The following is a 15,977-nucleotide window of genomic DNA, read 5'->3' on the forward strand; positions in this document are numbered from 1 at the left end:
GGTTAAAGTGCGTCGCGGCTGCGCTCACCATCGACGAGCCGCCATATCTTAAGCGGATTGCTGTTGTGAAGTTCCTCAGGCAACTGAGACTCGGGGAACGCTTGCCACGCTACCGGACGGCAGAATCGATCAATCGCCATCGTCCCGACGGAACTGCTGCGGCCATCCGAGGTCGCCGGGAACGGACCGCCGTGAACCATAGCGTGACAGACATCCACACCGGTGGGGAAACCATTAAAGACAAGACGGCCGCAACGGCCTTCCAGTGCTTTCACCAAAGAGGTGTAATTTTTGATTTCTGCTTCGGTGCCGTGAACGGTGCCCACGAGTTGCCCCTCGAGTCCAGAAACCGCCTCTTCGATTTCCTCGACGGTACCTTCCACGATCAGGGTGGCTGGGCCGAACATCTCTGCTTCAAGGTCGGAGTTGTTCAGGAATTTCTCCACGGAGACCGAGAAAACAGCGGGAGAGCCGCAATTATCGCCCGCGTCTTTCGCCGTGGCGACCGTCTCGACTCCGTCAATCGCAGCAATCGCGGCGGTGGATTCCTTGAAAGCCTTGGCGATGCCGGCGTTCAACATGCAGGCCCCGGCGGCCTCAGCCACCAGACTGGCCAGCTTTTGCTTAAAGGCGGGATCTGCGTCGCTGGGAACAAAAATAAGCCCGGGGTTGGTGCAGAACTGCCCCACGCCCATGGTCAGGGATGTGAGCATGCCTTCGGCAATCGCCTCACCTCGTTCTTTCAGAGCTTCAGGAAGAAGCACGACCGGATTGACCGCGCTCATCTCGGCATAAACAGGAATCGGTTGCTGACGACCGGCTGCGGCTTTCATGAGCGCCGTGCCGCCCGAACGTGAACCGGTAAAGCCGACGGCCTGAACCGCAGGGGCTTCCACCATGGAAACACCGATCGTGCGACCGCCACCGAAGAGGAGCGAGAAGACACCTTCCGGCATCCCCGTGTCGCGGGCGGCCTGATCGACACAATTCCCCACGATCTCCGCAACTCCGGGATGTGAGTGGTGAGCCTTGACCAGCACCGGGCATCCTGAGGCGAGTGCCGAAGCAGTGTCACCACCCGCCACGGAGAAAGCCAACGGGAAGTTGCTGGCACAAAAGACGACGACAGGTCCGAGCGGTCGTTTCATGGAGCGGAGATCCGGCTTGGGCAGCGGTTCACGGTCCGGATTGGCCTTTTCAATACGGGCATCGACCCAGGACCCCTCCTCGATAAGAGCAGCAAACATGCGCAACTGGCCGGTGGTCCGACCGGTCTCGCCGCGCATGCGGGCTTCCGGCAGACCGCTTTCCTGGACACCGCGCTCGGCGATAGCATCGCCGGCCTCTTCAATCAGTTCGGCGATCTTACGCAGGAACTCCGCGCGCTTGGCAGCAGGCAAATTGGAATAAACCGGGAACGCTTTTTCAGCCAGATCGACCGCTTTCGTCACTTCATCCGATGAAGCGGAAAAATACTGCGGCTCGAGATTCTCACCAGTCGCCGGATTAACGGCTTTCGTGAAGACTTCGTCACTGTCAGAGCGTGAGAAGCCAATGATAGATTTTCCTGATAGTTTAGACATGCCAGTATCTGTGCAGGTTTAATCTTAAATGTAAAGAGATAGGATGGATGTCACCCGATTTCGCCTGACTTGCGAACAAGAATGCAGCCCCGCTTACATGAACGATTAGGAAATGACCGTTTTCTCAAGCTGTCGCAGTAAATTGTTTTGCAAAGCATTGGATGGGAACTCATTCGTTTTGCTGATTTTTATTAACCCCATATGAATACTCCAACTGATAAAAAAGATGCACGCCTTATCGGGGCCGGCATGGTTTTCCCTTTCATCCTGGTTACTTCCCTTTTTGCGCTTTGGGGGTTTGCCAATGACATCACCAACCCACTGGTCGCCGCGTTCAAGGACGTCTTCGTGATCAACAACGCCCAGAGCAGTTGGGTGCAGATGGCTTTCTACGGCGGCTACGGTACGATGGCGATTCCGGCGGCGCTCTTTATCCGAAAGTTCTCCTACAAGTCCGGTATCGTACTGGGGCTTATTCTATACGCAACCGGCGCCCTGATTTGTGTACCGGCCGCTTCCATGGCCAGCTTCAACCTCTTTCTGGCCGCCCTCTATATTCTGACCTTCGGCCTCGCCTTCCTCGAGACAACAGCAAACCCCTACGTTCTTTCCATGGGACCGGAGGAAACCGCGACCCGGCGCCTCAATCTTGCCCAAGCCTTCAATCCCATGGGCTCGCTGACCGGGATGACCGTCGCCAGTATCTTTATCCTCTCCAACCTGCAGGTAGAGGACTTCCGCACCGACTTTGCCGGTTATCATAGCGATCAGGGGACACAACAGGTGGAGACAGTCGAATACAATGTTCTGCCCATTTTTCAGTCCACACCGAAAGAGCGGGTGAAGGACCCTGTCATGGCAGAATACGTCGCGAACAACCCTGAAAAGAGCCTGGACGCGGCCCTTGCCGACTACAAGGACGGCGAACTCGAGACTTTTATGGGCAAAACCCATCGCGAGTTGCAGGATCATGATCTGAAAATCGTATCAACCCCCTACATGATCATCGGATTTGTCGTCATCGGCGTGCTGGTCGTGTTTCTCGTCAGTAAGCTGCCCCACACAGCGTCGGTGGGTGACCACCGGGAGGACTCCAGTCTGGGGGAAATTCTGGGACGACTTTTCAAGAACCCTCTCTACCTCGGCGGCGTGGTCGCGCAGACCTTTTATGTGGGTGCGCAGATCATGTGCTGGACCTTCATCATCCAATACGCGCAAAACGAATTGGGCATGGATAAAGCCACCGCCCAAAACCACAATATCGGGGCCATGGTCGTTTTTCTGAGCAGCCGCTTCATCTGCACCTTTTTCCTGAAATATATCAGCCCGGGTGCCTTGCTCCTGACCCTTTCGTCGGCCGCAATCGGCGCCACACTTGGCGCAATTTATCTCGAAGGCATGGCTGGGCTCTACAGCCTGATGGCAATTTCCGCCTGCATGTCGCTCATGTTCCCGACGATCTATGGTATCGCACTCGAAGGGCTGGGGCCGGATGCGAAGATCGCTTCGGCCGGTTTGATTCTCGCTATCGTCGGCGGGGCCTTCATGCCGCGCCTGCAAGGCGGCATTATGGATATGGAGACTTTCATGGGGGTCGATGCCACGCGCGGCTCGTTCTATCTTCCCTGCCTCTGCTTTATTGTGATTGCAGCCTACGCTTGCCTGACGCGCCTGGTGCATGCTCGACGCAGGGCCGCTTAATGTTGGACTCGCGTGACACCATGCGTGAGCCGAACAACCGGTGAACGTAGAGGCTGCCCTTACGCATGCCGCGGTGTCGCACTAAAGCGACGTCGTAGAAATTATTCAAACCAACCCACTGACGCTCCCCGCGCAGTCGCTTCGAAAACCCGTGCTTTCCACTGGCAAAGAATGGCATTCGCAAGCGGAGCCTCCAAAAACAAAATCGCACAGGATAACAAGAAAACAACAAAACGGGTCATGATATTCTCCGAACATAACTTGAATCAATTCCAGGCTCGGTACCTACTTTGAAGTCCCCTCTCCTCACCACTTCAATGAAGATCCGTTTAAAAATCGTCCTGTCCGTTCTTGTCATTCTGACTTTTTGCAGCGTCCTTTACCACATCATCCCCTTCAAGCCTGACGGCGAGTTGAGCGATTTTAAGAGTGACGGCTGTTCACTTTTCCCCGACAGCTCCCTGATTAATGCCGACGACTGGTGCGACTGCTGCCTGGCGCATGATATTGCCTACTGGAAGGGCGGCACAGAAGCCGAGCGCCTGGCCGCCGACGAAGCTCTGCGGGACTGCGTTTTGGAAACCACCGGCAATGCCGAACTGGCCGAAGCCATGTATCTTGGCGTGCGCATGGGCGGCAGCCCCTATTTCAAGAATTGGTATCGCTGGGGCTACGGATGGAACTATACACGCAAGTATCAACCACTGACCGAGAGAGAGAAAAAGCTGGCGGCCTCCAAACTGAAGGCGTTTTTCGCCAACGATCCGGTCCTGCCCTGCGACTAAGCCACCCGGCAGCTTAGGGCATACCTCCAACCGTCGAAATCAGTTCAAAATGCCGGATATGCTGTGCCCACTACTGACGGGCACCAACATCTAGCCCCATTGTTAAGATAATTTAATTTTAACTTAACTATTGATCCGGCGGTCAAAGCTTGTTTTTCGGTTGCTTGCATATGAAGAAAGCATCGCCCGCCATTCTTTCCTGCCTCGCAGCTGCCGTGCTTGCCCATGCAGAAGAAGTCAAGAACGTCAGCAAATCCATCGTGCTGCCGACCCTCGTGCTGCAAAGCCAGGAAACCGCCAACGAACGATCCGCTGCCACCTACACGACAGCGGTCTCAAACCTGGAGTTTGACCCTCGAATCGACCTACAGTCCCGCAACATGGCGGAAGCTCAGGGCGACATCACCATTCGGGGTGGTATTTTTGAAAATACAGGTATCCGAGTGGGCAGCGCCACCCTGATCGATCCGCAAACTGGCCACTATTTTGCGGAACTGCCGATTGCACCGGAAATGCTGGAGCCGTATCAGGTCTTTACCGGTGCGGACAACGCACTTTACGGCTTCAACAGCACAGTCGGCACCATCAGCTACGGCTGGTCCGAAATTGAAACCGGCGGGAGCGCCACCGCTGGTGCAGGTGACCACAATCTGAATTTCCAGCGTTTGCACCAGGGCTGGATGACGCCGCTGGGTGACTCCGGAGAATGGAGCCTCGGCGTCGAAGCGGAGTATTCACGCTCTGAAAGCGACGGCACGATTAAATTCGGCGACCACGATTTCTATCGCTGTTCCGGACGCGTCCAGTTGGTCGGGCCGAACTCACAAACCGACTTCTTTGCTGGTTATCAGGAGAAATTTTTCGGATGGTTTGCCATGTATGCCGCCCCATTTGGGTCGTTTGAAACGGAAAACCTCAAGACGCGGCTTTTCATGGTAAGTCATAAACAGAATTATGGTGAAAACAGTTGGTTTGAAGCGACCGCCTACCATCGGGACAATTCAGATCATTATCTCTATGATCGTAATATCCCAAGCGACCGCAGTTTTGTTCATGACACTGAGGTCACCACCGGGGCTATTTCCGGAAAACACAGATTGAATGACTCACTTTCTCTGAACTACTCAGGGCAATTCTCGGCGGATGAGATTGAATCCACGAATCTGGAAAACAGTTTCACATCACGCAGTTATCAAAAAATCAGCTTAGTTCCGGAATATAGCGTATCGCTCGGTTCCGGCCAGAGCCTGATCCTGCGTGCTGGCTTGAGCTACTTCGATACGAATCGTAATGAATCCGAATTTTCTCCGCTTGGCGATATTACCTGGAAACACATCGAAGAAAACGGTGATTCTCAAAGCATCTATCTCTCCTATGCAGAAAACAGCCAAGTCAGCGGTTACACAGCAGTGGGAGGCCCAACCGGGAGTGGCCTCTTTCGTGGCAATCCAGAGCTGGATACGGAAACGAGCAAGAATCTGGAGATGGGAACGACCATCGAGGAAGGCGCTTGGAGCTTGAACGCGGCATTGTTTTACCGTTGGGATGACGATCTGACCGACTGGACTTACGACAGCACGTCACCCACCTTTTACGTTCGTGCCGCAAACCCGGTGGATATTGAGACGCTGGGCTTCGAACTCATTGCCACCCGACAAATCGGGGACGTCGAGTTGATCGGCAGCTACACCTATCTGCACAAGGATGAGGATTATGGCTCCGCAGCAGTCGATGCCAGCTTCTATGCCCTCAATTTTGCCCAGCACCGGGTGACCCTGGGCGGTATTTGGCGTCCGGTGAATTGGTTCGAGTTTCGCATCGACAATGAGTGGCGTGATCAGAGAGAAAACGACCTTCGCAACGGCGACGACAGCGCCCTCTTCACTCACATCGGCGTCAGCTTTTACCCTCCGCAAGTTGAAGGTCTGGAAATCTTTTTAGCAGGCGATAATGTCTGGGAGGAGGACTTCGAGGATGTGCCCGGCACGCCCGGACGTGGCGACCAATATTCGGGTGGCGTGCGCTTCAGTTGGTAGCTTTCGGTGGGGAGGCTTCCCCAGAGGCCCGCGCCCGACCCCAAGTCGCGGAACACTGTGGGCGGCCCTCCCCACCATCCATTGACTTCATAAAATAATAGCTCGAAGACACAGTCTATTCTCTAAAATAAAATGCTCTACCTCTTCATCACGACGCTGATCTGGGCCTTTTCCTTTGGATTGATCGGTCAGGTTCTGCAGGGGATCGATCCGATGATGATCGCCGGGGCACGGCTGGCGACCGCCCTACTCGTCTTTCTGCCGCTTCTGCGCCCAAAACAAGTTTCCGTCGCCGAACAGTTGCATCTGGCCGCCATTGGTGCGGTTCAATTCGGGACCATGTATATTTGTTACCTCTCGGCCTTTCGCTTCATCCCTTCCCACCTGGTTGCACTGTTTTCAGTACTCACACCGATCTACGTTGTGCTGATACATGATATCAGCCAAAAGGAGCTACATTTCAGATACCTACTGGCCGCGATGCTTTCTGTAGCCGGAGCGTCCGTAATCAAAGCCCAGGGCGGCGAGTCAGGTTCGATCTGGATCGGCTTTGCCCTAATGCAGGTTTCGGGTGTCTCCTTTGCCTTTGGGCAGGTGGCTTATCGTGATTGGCGACTGGGGCGTACGGAGGCAAAAGACCACGAAGTTTTCGGTTTCCTTTATGCCGGCGGAGCCGCAGTGGCCTTGCTGGCCTCGTTTTTAATAACGCCCGAGCCAGGAAAATTCCTGGAGGCGAGCGGCGTGCAATTCGGCGTCATTCTATATCTGGGTGCGATCGCTTCAGGCCTGGGCTTCTTCCTCTGGAACAAGGGCGCCACCCTTTGCTCCGCGGGCGCGCTGGCCGCTTTCAATAATGCACTCATCCCCCTCGCCATGTTCGTTTCCCTGTTCGTCTTTGGCGAAATCTCCGGCGCATCGGCAAGCGATTTGGTTCGGCTCCTGGTCGGTGCGGCCCTGATTACCGCAGCCGTCTTTATCGGGAAAAGGAAGTCGGCCTAACCAGCGAAACGAACATGCAAGCTCGCGTCGATAAAATCGACTTAAAGGTAATGCTCTACGCGCTACCCCGTGCCGCGCGAATAGAACGTATGTATCCGGTAGTCTTTCTTCGGTCCATTCACGGTATAACTCAGCTCCCAGCCTCGGGATAAATCGACGCGATACACCGTGGCGTAATGATCGTCACCGCAAAGATGCACGTGCGAGGCCGTTGCGATGCCCTCCTGCTTCTGAAATTCAAGTACATGCATGGCTTCCCAAGCCGAGCCGTCCTGCTTCAGCACCTCCAGCTTGCCTTCGGTCAAACGATAGAGGTAGCTCTGTTTGGCATCGAATCGCTTATTCTCACCGTCGATCAATTCTCCCTGTTCATGATACAGATAATTCGAAGGCGTGTCCGCTTCGGAAGCAAAACATGCCTTCCCCGAAAAGCTTCCACGATAGCTCCCTTCGAAACGGCGGTGCACGATCCACTCGCCCTCCAGAAAACGGAAAACCTGCTCGTTGATCGAGTCCTCGCTCACACCCCTCAAATACTTGATCAACCGAAAGGATCCGCCAGTAAGACCTCACCACAATAGAAGCACTTGCTATGGCTCCGGTTGATCCGCCGCTGGCAACTCGGGCATTCACGAAAAGACTTTTTCGCCTTTTTCCCGTCGTACTGACCGTCCTCCAAATCGATCTCCGAAACCGTCTCGATCAAATCTTCATCCGTCAGTTCGGTGTGCCGCTTGAGCTGGCGCCAGAGTGCCTCGACCACAAGTTCGAGCTTATCCACCTGCGCCTGCATTTCCCGCACATCCGATTTGGTTCCCGCAATGCTGCTGGAAGGATTGCTGTTGAAAACCCGGACCGGCCGGGAGTGCTGGTATCCACCACCTAAAGGCATGGTTTCAGTTCTAATGGGCCAGAATCATAAAGCAAGCTGCCATTACGCAGGTGGGGAACAAGGCCCCCAACAACAGATAGAGTGGCGACACGCCACCTTTGAAATATTTGCTGAGAATGCTCTGTCCGGCGGGATTCGGCGCATTCGCGATCACGGTGAGTCCCCCGCCCGTGACGGCCCCAGCCACGACCGCATACTCCAGGCCCTGCGCGGTGGCGAGTGCCTTACCGGTTTTCGAAACCCAATGCCCCGCAAGAAAGTCGTCGGGGCTGAAAGCCGGCACCTGGGATGCCAGAAAAGTGATCGCAGCATTGTCGTTGAATGCGGTTAATATAGTCGCGCCGATGAACAATGGAATTTCGGCCAGCATACTCAGGACCGGCGAGATCCACCAGCCCTGCAGCCCTCCGTGGGTGACGAGTCCCGCCAAAAAGAAGCCCACGAGCAAGGGCGACTTCAACTGAATGTCGAACTGGTGGTGGTGCGTTGCCATGGTGAAGGCGAGAAAGAAGAGAAAACCTCCGATGAAGAAAGCCGGATGGTGCAGCGTGATCACCGTCCATGCCACAAAGCCGAGGTGAACGAAAATCACCCACAAGGGAGCTGGCTCCGGCTCCGGCTCGTTCTTCGATTCGGCTTCGAGCTCTTTTGCTTTCCGGTCGAGCTGAACAAATTCTTTTTTGAAAACCAGATAGTAGGCCAGTGTGGAGACGGCGACTCCGAGAACCGCACGCCAGCCGAAGTGGGTAAACATGTAGGGTAGATTCCAGTGCCAGGTGTCCACGATCATGAGCACCGGGGGTGCCGCAAAATGAGTCAGAGTACCGCCCACTGAAATGTTGACGAAGAGCAGGCCGAGGGTGGCGTATTTGAATTTCGGCGAGGGATCGAGATGGTAAAACTGCTGCCCCAGCAGAAGCGCGGCGATGGTCATGGCTGCGGGCTCCGTGATGAATGAACCGAGAAGCGGTCCGATCATCAGAATGGTCAGCCACCAGGCCGAAGGAGTCTTTCTCCCGATTGAGGCGATTCCCCGCATGCAGGTTTCGGCAAACTGAATCACCGGACGGCTCGAGGCGATCGCCATGATGATTACCACGAACATGGGCTCCGTGTAATTCCGGGAGTCGATGTAGTACGCGGCCGTTAACAGTCCCTTCGGTTCCAACACCACTAGACTGAGCAGAAGGGGGATCAGCCAAATACCGAAGATCGCCTCCACTTCCCCCAGGAAATGGCACAGGGTGGCCCTGAAACTAACCGGCTCCTTTCCCTGCACGTAAACCTTCCGATGGCTCTTAATTCGGGCGAGGTGCGCCGCCTCGAATTGATGCGCCAACTTGTTGAATTTGGTCGCCAGAAAGGTGTGCGCGACCGCACCGAAAAAGATAAGCGTGGCAATCAGGTTGAAGGGATCCGCAGCGATGCGCACTTTCAGAATTTCAACAATTCCCAGGTCCTCCGGCGCGATTCCGAGCTCGTTGGCACGTTCCACTTGCAGCTCCTGATAGGCCTCGAGTGGGAGCGGAAAATTCAAATGCTCGGATTCATCGGAAGCGCCGGGGCTGGCGGAAAGCTGAACCAGCGGCAGCAGCAGAAATACGACCGCCATTCCAGCCCGACGGGCTAATCTCAAAAGGGACCCAAGCATGCTCTTTTGAATGCTCGCATCGCCACCGGAGGCAAGCAATTTACGAATCCGAGCGCGGCGACTCGGTTTGTTCGTCTTCTGCCAGTTGATCGTGGCAGGTCTTCTTCCAGAGCGGTACTTTCTTCCGGTAGGCAGCCTGACCGATCGTCTGCGCGGCAATCGGCGTGGTCAGATAGAAAAAGCCGATAATAAGCAGCGAGGTAATGGCGGCACGAAGTGTTCCGAAATGGAGCGCCGCCGAGAGCAAAAGAAGACTGGCGCCGAAGGCGCCGGCCTTCGTCGCGGCGTGCATCCGCATGTAAAAGTCGGGAAAGCGATGCACCCCCAGGGCGGCCACAAAGGCAAAAAACGCTCCGGTCACCAACAATATTGCTACAATCCAACTCATTCTTCTCTACTCCCTCCCAGATAACGCGCGAAGGCCACCGTCCCGAGAAAGCTGACCAGCGCAATGGCGAAGGCCGCATCCAGTAGGACCTGCTGGTCGAAAGCGATCGCGAAGTAGATCAGAACGCAGAGGCAGATCCCCCCCATCAGGTCGAGCGCAATGACCCGGTCGAACGGTGTCGGCCCCCGGGCGATCCGCACCAGCGCCAACGCCAGTGCTGCCAGCAAAAACAGGGATCCGATCAATGTGCCGATAATAAGGGGCATTTCCAGTCCATCAAAAGACACGTCGCACTCTCCTTCCGTAATCGTTTTCCAGTTCCGTGACCATCGCGTCGATCTGACCGTCCGCATACATGGTGTGGATGTAGAGCCGGGTATGGTCCTCTGAGACATAGAGTCCGAGTGTTCCCGGAGTCATCGTGATCAAATTCGCCATAAAAAGCAGCTGGCGGTCCGTCATCCCTTCCACGTTCACCGCGATGACGCCCGGCTCCATTCCGAACTCGGGGGTCAGCACATCCTGGGCAACACGGAAATTCGATTTCACCACCTCTTTGATGTAGAAGAGCAAAAACGCGATTGTGGCAAAAATACGGCTCATGGTCGGCCCTCCATTCCGCTCCCGAGCACAGCCGAGATATATTCCTGCGGGTTCATCAGTTGCGCCGAAGCCCGCTGCGAGAATTCAAAAAGCGGCTCGCCAAAGAGGCCGATCAGAACGGTGGCCACGGCCATCACGGCAATCGGGGCTACCATGAAGCCCAGTGGTCCCGGATGCTCCGTCGGCACCGTTTCCTGCTCGTCAGGTTGTTTCTTCCAAAAAGCCTCCGCCCAAATCTTGGTCATGGAATAAAGGGTCAGAACACCGACAAGCAAAGCGGCGGTGATTGAAATCCAGGCCTCGATTTCGAGACCGGCCTTAACCACGGCAAACTTCGCCCAAAAGCCGGAAAGCGGCGGGATACCACCCAGCGAGAAGGCCGGGATGAAGAAGAGCGCCGCCAGCCAGGGCGCGGACTTACAAAGCCCGCCCACCTTGGCCAGATCAGAACTGCCCTTAAGGCGGACAACCACCCCACTGACAAGAAACAGGTTCGTCTTCACAATGATGTGGTGCACCAGGTAGAAGATCGCCGCCGCCAGGGCGAGTGGTGTCATGAAAGCGAGCCCCAAAACCATGTAGCCGATCTGGCTCACGATGTGGAAGGAGAGGATCCGGCGCATGTCAAAGTGCGAAGCCGCACCCAGGACACCGGTAATCATCGTCATGATCGAAAAGAACAGAATGATCGGCTGCACCTCGTCAAAAATCGGGGCGAACATCAGGGTGTAGGCCCGGAAGAGCGCGTACACCCCCACCTTGGTGAGAAGACCGGCGAAGATGGCCGAGACGGTCGAGGGTGGTGTGTGGTAGGAAGCGGGCAGCCAGAAAAAGAAGGGGAAAATACCGGCTTTGATTCCGAAGGAAACCAGCAGGAGCATGGAGCTGCTGATCACCACGTCGGAGTCCGGGGCGTGGATGAGGACCTGGGCGATGTCCGCCATGTTGAGCGTGCCCGTCTTCCCGTAGATGATGCCCGCCCCGGCCAGGAACATGGCCGAGGACAAGAGGTTCAGGCAGACATACTTCATCCCGCCCTCGAGCTCGGCGCGCTTGCCCCCCATTGAGATGAGCACGAACGAGGCGATCAGCATGACCTCGAACCAAACATAAAGATTGAACAGGTCACCGGTGAGGAAGGCCCCGTTGACCCCAAACATCAGGACAAGATAGAGCGGAAAGAAGAACCGGCGGAGACGGTACTCGTCGATCTCACTGAGCGCATAGACCGCAACCGCCGCCCCCATGAAGCAGGACACCGCTACCATCACCGCGCTGAAGCGGTCCGCTACCAGCGTAATCCCGAAAGGCGCGGACCAATCCCCCACCTGGAGAACGACGTGACCGGCGCAATCGGTGACATAGAGCAGATAAAGCGAAGCGGCAAAGGCCAGGCTCGAAAAGACCACCCCGCCTACTTTCTGGACGGCGAGCGAACGGTAGCCGAAGAGCAGCGCGATCGCGCCCCCCAGGGGAATCATGATAGGCAGAAGTATGCTTAGCTCGCTCACGTATCCGTATTTTTGTATGCGTTAATATCGTCGCTGCCGACCGCCTCCTGCGCGCGGGCAACCAGCGCCAGCAGAAAGGCCGCCAGACCGAAACCGATCACGATCGCCGTCAGGACCATCGCCTGTGGCAGCGGATCACCGTAGGGCTCGGGGGGGACCGTGCCGTCGGAAGGAACCAGGGCGGGACGGCCGGCCAGCAAACCGCCCACCGTAAAGACAAGAAGGTTGGCGCCCTGCGAGATCAACAGGACACCGATGACCAGCTTGACGACACTGCGCCGCATCAGGCTGTAAGTTCCGGCAGCGAAAAGCACACCGACGAGCACTGCGATCAAAGCTTCCATAATTAAGTCTCTTCCTCCTCTTCCGTGTGACAAAGTTGCGCGAGGCTGAAGGTCGTGTGCAGGGCAAAGCCAATCACGACGAGATAAACACCGACATCAAAGACCAGTGGCGTCCCCAGGTGGACCTTCCCGATCAGCGGCAGGGAAAAGCCCGGCAACCATTGGCCGGTCATGAATGCGCTCCCCGTAAACAAGCCGGGCAAGCCGCTCCCCGCCGCAGTCGCCAGCCCCCAGGCCATCAGCACGAAGGGCTCGATGCGCAGCAGGCGCTTGGCACGGTCCATCGACTCGCTGATACCGACCAGAATAAAAGCCGTAGCCGCCATCAGGCCGCCGATGAACCCACCTCCCGGAAGATTGTGGCCGCGATAAAGCACGATCAGGGAAAGCACCAGCAGGCTCGGAAAAAGAATCCGCGCGGCTTGAGCGAGAATAAAGTACCTCATGAGGATTCTTCCCCCTTTCTCTTTTTCAGGCCCGCCGCGACCAAAGCCGCGATGCCCAGCGCCGCCGTCGCCACCACGACGATCTCGCCGAGCGTATCCAGGGCGCGGAAGTCCACCAGGATGACGTTGACCACGTTCTTCCCCTTGGCTTCCGGGTAACTCATCTCAGCCAGCGTGCTGGAAATTGCCGGGCTGAACTGAATGTTCAGTGCCTTCAGCAGAAGAATGGTAATGGTGGCGCCGAAGGCCGAGGCCACAATCATATCGCGCAGACGGGTCGCCCCGCTGGAAAAGGTCTTCAACTTGGGCAGCATCAGGATGACGAACATGAAGAGCACCACCGTCAGTGTTTCCACGAGGAGCTGGGTAATCGCGAGGTCGGGCGCGCCGTAGTAAGCGAAGATCAGTGCCACCCCGAAACCGATGGTCCCGAGCGAGGCGAGCACGGTAATGTAGCTGTTGGCGAGGACCGCCAGCACGGCGGCAATCGTCATGATGATCGTCAGGCCCACCATGAGGGTATCGTACTCCGCCCAGTTGACCGCAATCGACCACTCGCCGTGTTTATTGATCGCCCAGAGCAAAAGTCCTACCGCCACCACCACGATCATGAAGACGTAGTCGTGCAGCCGCCCGGTCTGCAGGCGGCGCGTCTGGAATTTCGAGAACCACATCGTCGCATTGAAGATGCGCTCATACATCGCTTCCGCACCGTAGGGCCGAATGGCCGCCAGCACGCGATCCGCCACAGCCCAGAAGCGGGCGCGGTAAAGGAAGACGAAGAAGCCCCCCAACACGGTGATTCCGCTCAAAAGCAGAGGCAGGTTCGGCTTGACCAGATTCCAGAGGGCCAGATCCAGGTGGGCAATCTCGGTTCCCTTGATGGCGGCCACTGCCGGCGAGACCATGAACTCAGTCACCCAGAAAGGAATGATCCCGATGACCAGCCCCGCCACCGCCAGCACGATCGGACCGATCCACATGGAAAACGGTGCTTCATGGGGCTTCTTGGGCAGGGCGTCGTGGTTGGGCTTCCCGAAGAAGGGACCGATCCCCGCTTTCAGCGCCAGGCCCATCATCACGAGGTTGCCCACGAGCGCGGCCGCCAGAAAGACAATCTCAATACCGTCCAGCTTGACGCCCGCCTTGTAGATCAACTCCTTGCCGATGAAGCCGAAAAAGGGAGGGAGGCCGGACATGGAGAGCGCGGCCAGGCCGCTGGCGATTGCGGTGATCGGCATCAACCCTCGAAGACCGCGCAGCAAAGTCACATCCCGGGTGCCGGTCTCGTGGTCAATCGACCCCACGACCATGAAGAGCGTCGCCTTGTACAGGGCATGCCCGAGCAGGAATACCACCATCGCCTTGATGGCATACTCCGAGCCGATGCCGAGTAGCATCGTAAGGACACCGAGCACCCCGAGCGTGGTGTAGGCGAGAATCGACTTCACATCCTTCTGGAAGAGCCCGAGGAACATGGCCAGAAGGAGCGTCAGACTCCCGAAAATCGCCAGGCTGTATTCCCAGAGTCCGCTGCCACTCAGTGCCGGGTTGGTCCGCGCGATGAGAAAGATCCCGGCCTTGACCATGGTCGCGGAGTGCAGAAAGGCACTCACCGGAGTCGGCCCCGCCATCGCGTTGGGAAGCCAAAAATGAAAGGGCACCTGCGCACTTTTGGTAAATGCGCCGATCAACAGCAGAACAATGATACCACTGTAGAACGGGCTCGCCTGCACCAAGTCACCGAGGTTGTTGATCTCGCTGATCTTCCAGGTGCCGGTGACGGCAGCCAACAGCACAAAACCCGCGAGCATCGCCATGGCACCGAGCCCGGTGACGAGCAGTGCCTGCAGCGCCTTCCAGCGCGCTTCCTTCGACTCATGGTTGAAACCGATGAGGAGGTAGGAAGTGATACTCGTCAGTTCCCAGAAAACAAAGAGCAGGATTAAATTGTCGGACAGGACCAGCCCGAGCATGGCACCCATGAAGGCCAGAAGGTAGAGGTAAAAGCGCCCCAATTGCGGGTGGCCGTGCATGTAGCCCTGAGCATAAAGGACGATAAATCCACCGATACCGGTGATCAAAATCGACATCAGGAAGGCCAGACCATCCAGGCGGAAATCAAGCGAAGCTCCCAGCGCGCTGAACCAGTCGAGGCTGTAGGCAACCCCCGCTCCGCTTTCCACCGGGCCCGCCTGCGAGAGGATGAGTCCAAGCGCCGCAAACGGAGCGACACTGAGCACATAACCCACCCGGTCGCCCAGAAGACACCGCAGACAAGGTGCGGCGAAAGCAGCTATAAAAATAATAGCTGGGCAGGCGATGAGGAATTCAGGCATTCGTCTGAGGTTAGTGGATTCTTTGGTAGTGGAAGCGCGTATAGTTCTCAACCAACCCAGCGGATCAAGTCTAACTGGCTAAAATTTTTTAGCGGTACGGGAAAAGTCCCGTAATCAACGCGCTCGTGATCGAAAACTATTCGTCGCCCGAGCCGGCTTTTTTCACGGAAACGCCGTCATCAGAGCGGTTCCGGCGAAACTGGAAGCGGTTGAGATCACGCATCGACAGTTCCTCAGCCAGCTCCATGTAGTGCGGGGAATCCTGCAGCATCATGTTGTAGAGTTTGCGGTCGGCCACCAACTCGGCCTCTTTGTCCATTTTGATATCGGCGCGTTTGTGTAAGTCGGCCATCCGCTCGTTCCACCTGGACATTTCAAGGTCCATGGTCTTGCGGTCCAGAACCTCGACCTCAAAGCGCTCCTTCTTTTTTTTCTCATCCAAAGTGATGGGCGCACGCTTGGATCCGAGGGAAGAAAAATGCTTGTTCCACTCCTTGATCGGAAAAGTTTTATCCTGAAGGCGTGACTGTTCCTTGCCCGACCAAAACTTTTTTTCCACCCGTTTTTCCTCCACACGCTCGGCCTTACGCCCGACCAAATCGGAGAAACCAGGGATTGCTTCCATGAATGAACTGCTCATCAGGACCAGTCCGGCAAAGAGTAAAACTGTTCTAAAGTGCAACACTGCATGCAATTTAA

Annotated in this window: 16 protein-coding genes; 4 read left to right on the plus strand and 12 right to left on the minus strand. The window is 56.4% G+C overall.

The window, feature by feature from the left end:
- Nucleotides 1–2 precede the first annotated feature (2 nt).
- Nucleotides 3–1,583 (minus strand): aldehyde dehydrogenase (NADP(+)), encoded by a 1,581-nt coding sequence (locus tag DDZ13_RS06090; protein ID WP_110130543.1) that lies wholly within the window; start codon nt 1,581–1,583, stop codon nt 3–5.
- Between the two features lie 201 nt (nt 1,584–1,784).
- On the opposite strand from DDZ13_RS06090, the gene DDZ13_RS06095 reads away from it, so the two are divergent.
- The 4 genes from DDZ13_RS06095 to DDZ13_RS06110 all read left to right on the plus strand — a co-directional run bounded on the left by DDZ13_RS06095 (nt 1,785) and on the right by DDZ13_RS06110 (nt 7,104).
- Nucleotides 1,785–3,284, plus strand: coding sequence for an MFS transporter (locus DDZ13_RS06095; RefSeq protein ID WP_110130544.1), 1,500 nt, complete (start codon nt 1,785–1,787; stop codon nt 3,282–3,284).
- A gap of 317 nt (nt 3,285–3,601) precedes the next feature.
- Entirely contained in the window at nt 3,602–4,069 is a 468-nt protein-coding gene (locus DDZ13_RS06100; RefSeq protein ID WP_199221063.1) for a hypothetical protein, read from the plus strand.
- Between the two features lie 170 nt (nt 4,070–4,239).
- The gene (locus tag DDZ13_RS06105) at nt 4,240–6,105 is read left to right on the plus strand and encodes a TonB-dependent receptor plug domain-containing protein (protein ID WP_110130545.1); all 1,866 of its coding nucleotides are present in this window, start codon (nt 4,240–4,242) and stop codon (nt 6,103–6,105) included.
- A gap of 132 nt (nt 6,106–6,237) precedes the next feature.
- A complete protein-coding gene (locus DDZ13_RS06110; protein WP_110130546.1) occupies nt 6,238–7,104 on the plus strand; it encodes an EamA family transporter in 867 nt (288 codons plus the stop codon).
- Between the two features lie 62 nt (nt 7,105–7,166).
- Here DDZ13_RS06110 and DDZ13_RS06115 read toward each other — a convergent pair whose 3' ends face one another.
- From DDZ13_RS06115 to DDZ13_RS06165, 11 genes are all read right to left on the minus strand, one after another.
- Complete coding sequence (locus tag DDZ13_RS06115) at nt 7,167–7,628, minus strand: DUF6314 family protein (protein WP_146209265.1); 462 nt, start codon at nt 7,626–7,628, stop codon at nt 7,167–7,169.
- Nucleotides 7,629–7,645: 17 nt separating this feature from the next.
- Nucleotides 7,646–7,996 carry a hypothetical protein gene (locus DDZ13_RS06120; RefSeq protein ID WP_110130548.1) on the minus strand — a complete coding sequence of 117 codons (351 nt, stop codon included), beginning with the start codon at nt 7,994–7,996 and terminating at the stop codon, nt 7,646–7,648.
- Between the two features lie 10 nt (nt 7,997–8,006).
- Nucleotides 8,007–9,608 carry a putative Na+/H+ antiporter gene (locus DDZ13_RS06125; RefSeq protein WP_233246097.1) on the minus strand — a complete coding sequence of 534 codons (1,602 nt, stop codon included), beginning with the start codon at nt 9,606–9,608 and terminating at the stop codon, nt 8,007–8,009.
- 79 nt (nt 9,609–9,687) lie between these two features.
- Nucleotides 9,688–10,035 (minus strand): monovalent cation/H(+) antiporter subunit G, encoded by a 348-nt coding sequence (gene mnhG, locus DDZ13_RS06130; protein ID WP_110130549.1) that lies wholly within the window; start codon nt 10,033–10,035, stop codon nt 9,688–9,690.
- Nucleotides 10,032–10,301, minus strand: coding sequence for an MrpF/PhaF family protein (locus tag DDZ13_RS06135; RefSeq protein ID WP_110130550.1), 270 nt, complete (start codon nt 10,299–10,301; stop codon nt 10,032–10,034). The genes mnhG and DDZ13_RS06135 overlap by 4 nt, the downstream gene beginning before the upstream one ends.
- Before the next feature lie 10 nt (nt 10,302–10,311).
- Nucleotides 10,312–10,638: a Na+/H+ antiporter subunit E gene (locus tag DDZ13_RS06140; protein ID WP_110130551.1), complete on the minus strand. Its 327-nt coding sequence runs from the start codon at nt 10,636–10,638 to the stop codon at nt 10,312–10,314.
- Nucleotides 10,635–12,149 carry a Na+/H+ antiporter subunit D gene (locus DDZ13_RS06145; RefSeq protein WP_233246098.1) on the minus strand — a complete coding sequence of 505 codons (1,515 nt, stop codon included), beginning with the start codon at nt 12,147–12,149 and terminating at the stop codon, nt 10,635–10,637. The genes DDZ13_RS06140 and DDZ13_RS06145 overlap by 4 nt, the downstream gene beginning before the upstream one ends.
- Complete coding sequence (locus tag DDZ13_RS06150; RefSeq protein WP_110130553.1) at nt 12,146–12,493, minus strand: NADH-quinone oxidoreductase subunit K; 348 nt, start codon at nt 12,491–12,493, stop codon at nt 12,146–12,148. Before DDZ13_RS06150 ends, DDZ13_RS06145 begins: the two co-directional genes overlap by 4 nt.
- 2 nt (nt 12,494–12,495) lie before the next feature.
- Entirely contained in the window at nt 12,496–12,939 is a 444-nt protein-coding gene (locus DDZ13_RS06155; RefSeq protein WP_110130554.1) for an MnhB domain-containing protein, read from the minus strand.
- Nucleotides 12,936–15,278, minus strand: coding sequence for a hydrogen gas-evolving membrane-bound hydrogenase subunit E (mbhE, locus tag DDZ13_RS06160; protein ID WP_110130555.1), 2,343 nt, complete (start codon nt 15,276–15,278; stop codon nt 12,936–12,938). The genes DDZ13_RS06155 and mbhE overlap by 4 nt, the downstream gene beginning before the upstream one ends.
- Before the next feature lie 136 nt (nt 15,279–15,414).
- Nucleotides 15,415–15,918 (minus strand): hypothetical protein, encoded by a 504-nt coding sequence (locus tag DDZ13_RS06165; protein ID WP_110130556.1) that lies wholly within the window; start codon nt 15,916–15,918, stop codon nt 15,415–15,417.
- Between the last annotated feature and the right edge of the window lie 59 nt (nt 15,919–15,977).

The sequence above is a fragment of the Coraliomargarita sinensis genome, from assembly GCF_003185655.1.
Taxonomy (GTDB): Bacteria; Verrucomicrobiota; Verrucomicrobiia; order Opitutales; family Coraliomargaritaceae; genus Coraliomargarita_B; species Coraliomargarita_B sinensis.

Excerpts from the sequence above, each read along its gene's own strand:
- DDZ13_RS06090 (WP_110130543.1), bottom strand. The coding sequence starts at position 1,583 with ATGTCTAAACTATCAGGAAAATCTATCATTGGCTTCTCACGCTCTGAC.
- DDZ13_RS06095 (WP_110130544.1), top strand. The coding sequence starts at position 1,785 with ATGAATACTCCAACTGATAAAAAAGATGCACGCCTTATCGGGGCCGGC.
- DDZ13_RS06100 (WP_199221063.1), top strand. The coding sequence starts at position 3,602 with ATGAAGATCCGTTTAAAAATCGTCCTGTCCGTTCTTGTCATTCTGACT.
- DDZ13_RS06105 (WP_110130545.1), top strand. The coding sequence starts at position 4,240 with ATGAAGAAAGCATCGCCCGCCATTCTTTCCTGCCTCGCAGCTGCCGTG.
- DDZ13_RS06110 (WP_110130546.1), top strand. The coding sequence starts at position 6,238 with ATGCTCTACCTCTTCATCACGACGCTGATCTGGGCCTTTTCCTTTGGA.
- DDZ13_RS06120 (WP_110130548.1), bottom strand. The coding sequence starts at position 7,996 with ATGCCTTTAGGTGGTGGATACCAGCACTCCCGGCCGGTCCGGGTTTTC.
- DDZ13_RS06125 (WP_233246097.1), bottom strand. The coding sequence starts at position 9,608 with ATGGCGGTCGTATTTCTGCTGCTGCCGCTGGTTCAGCTTTCCGCCAGC.
- mnhG (WP_110130549.1), bottom strand. The coding sequence starts at position 10,035 with ATGAGTTGGATTGTAGCAATATTGTTGGTGACCGGAGCGTTTTTTGCC.
- DDZ13_RS06135 (WP_110130550.1), bottom strand. The coding sequence starts at position 10,301 with ATGCCCCTTATTATCGGCACATTGATCGGATCCCTGTTTTTGCTGGCA.
- DDZ13_RS06140 (WP_110130551.1), bottom strand. The coding sequence starts at position 10,638 with ATGAGCCGTATTTTTGCCACAATCGCGTTTTTGCTCTTCTACATCAAA.
- DDZ13_RS06150 (WP_110130553.1), bottom strand. The coding sequence starts at position 12,493 with ATGGAAGCTTTGATCGCAGTGCTCGTCGGTGTGCTTTTCGCTGCCGGA.
- DDZ13_RS06155 (WP_110130554.1), bottom strand. The coding sequence starts at position 12,939 with ATGAGGTACTTTATTCTCGCTCAAGCCGCGCGGATTCTTTTTCCGAGC.
- mbhE (WP_110130555.1), bottom strand. The coding sequence starts at position 15,278 with ATGCCTGAATTCCTCATCGCCTGCCCAGCTATTATTTTTATAGCTGCT.
- DDZ13_RS06165 (WP_110130556.1), bottom strand. The coding sequence starts at position 15,918 with ATGAGCAGTTCATTCATGGAAGCAATCCCTGGTTTCTCCGATTTGGTC.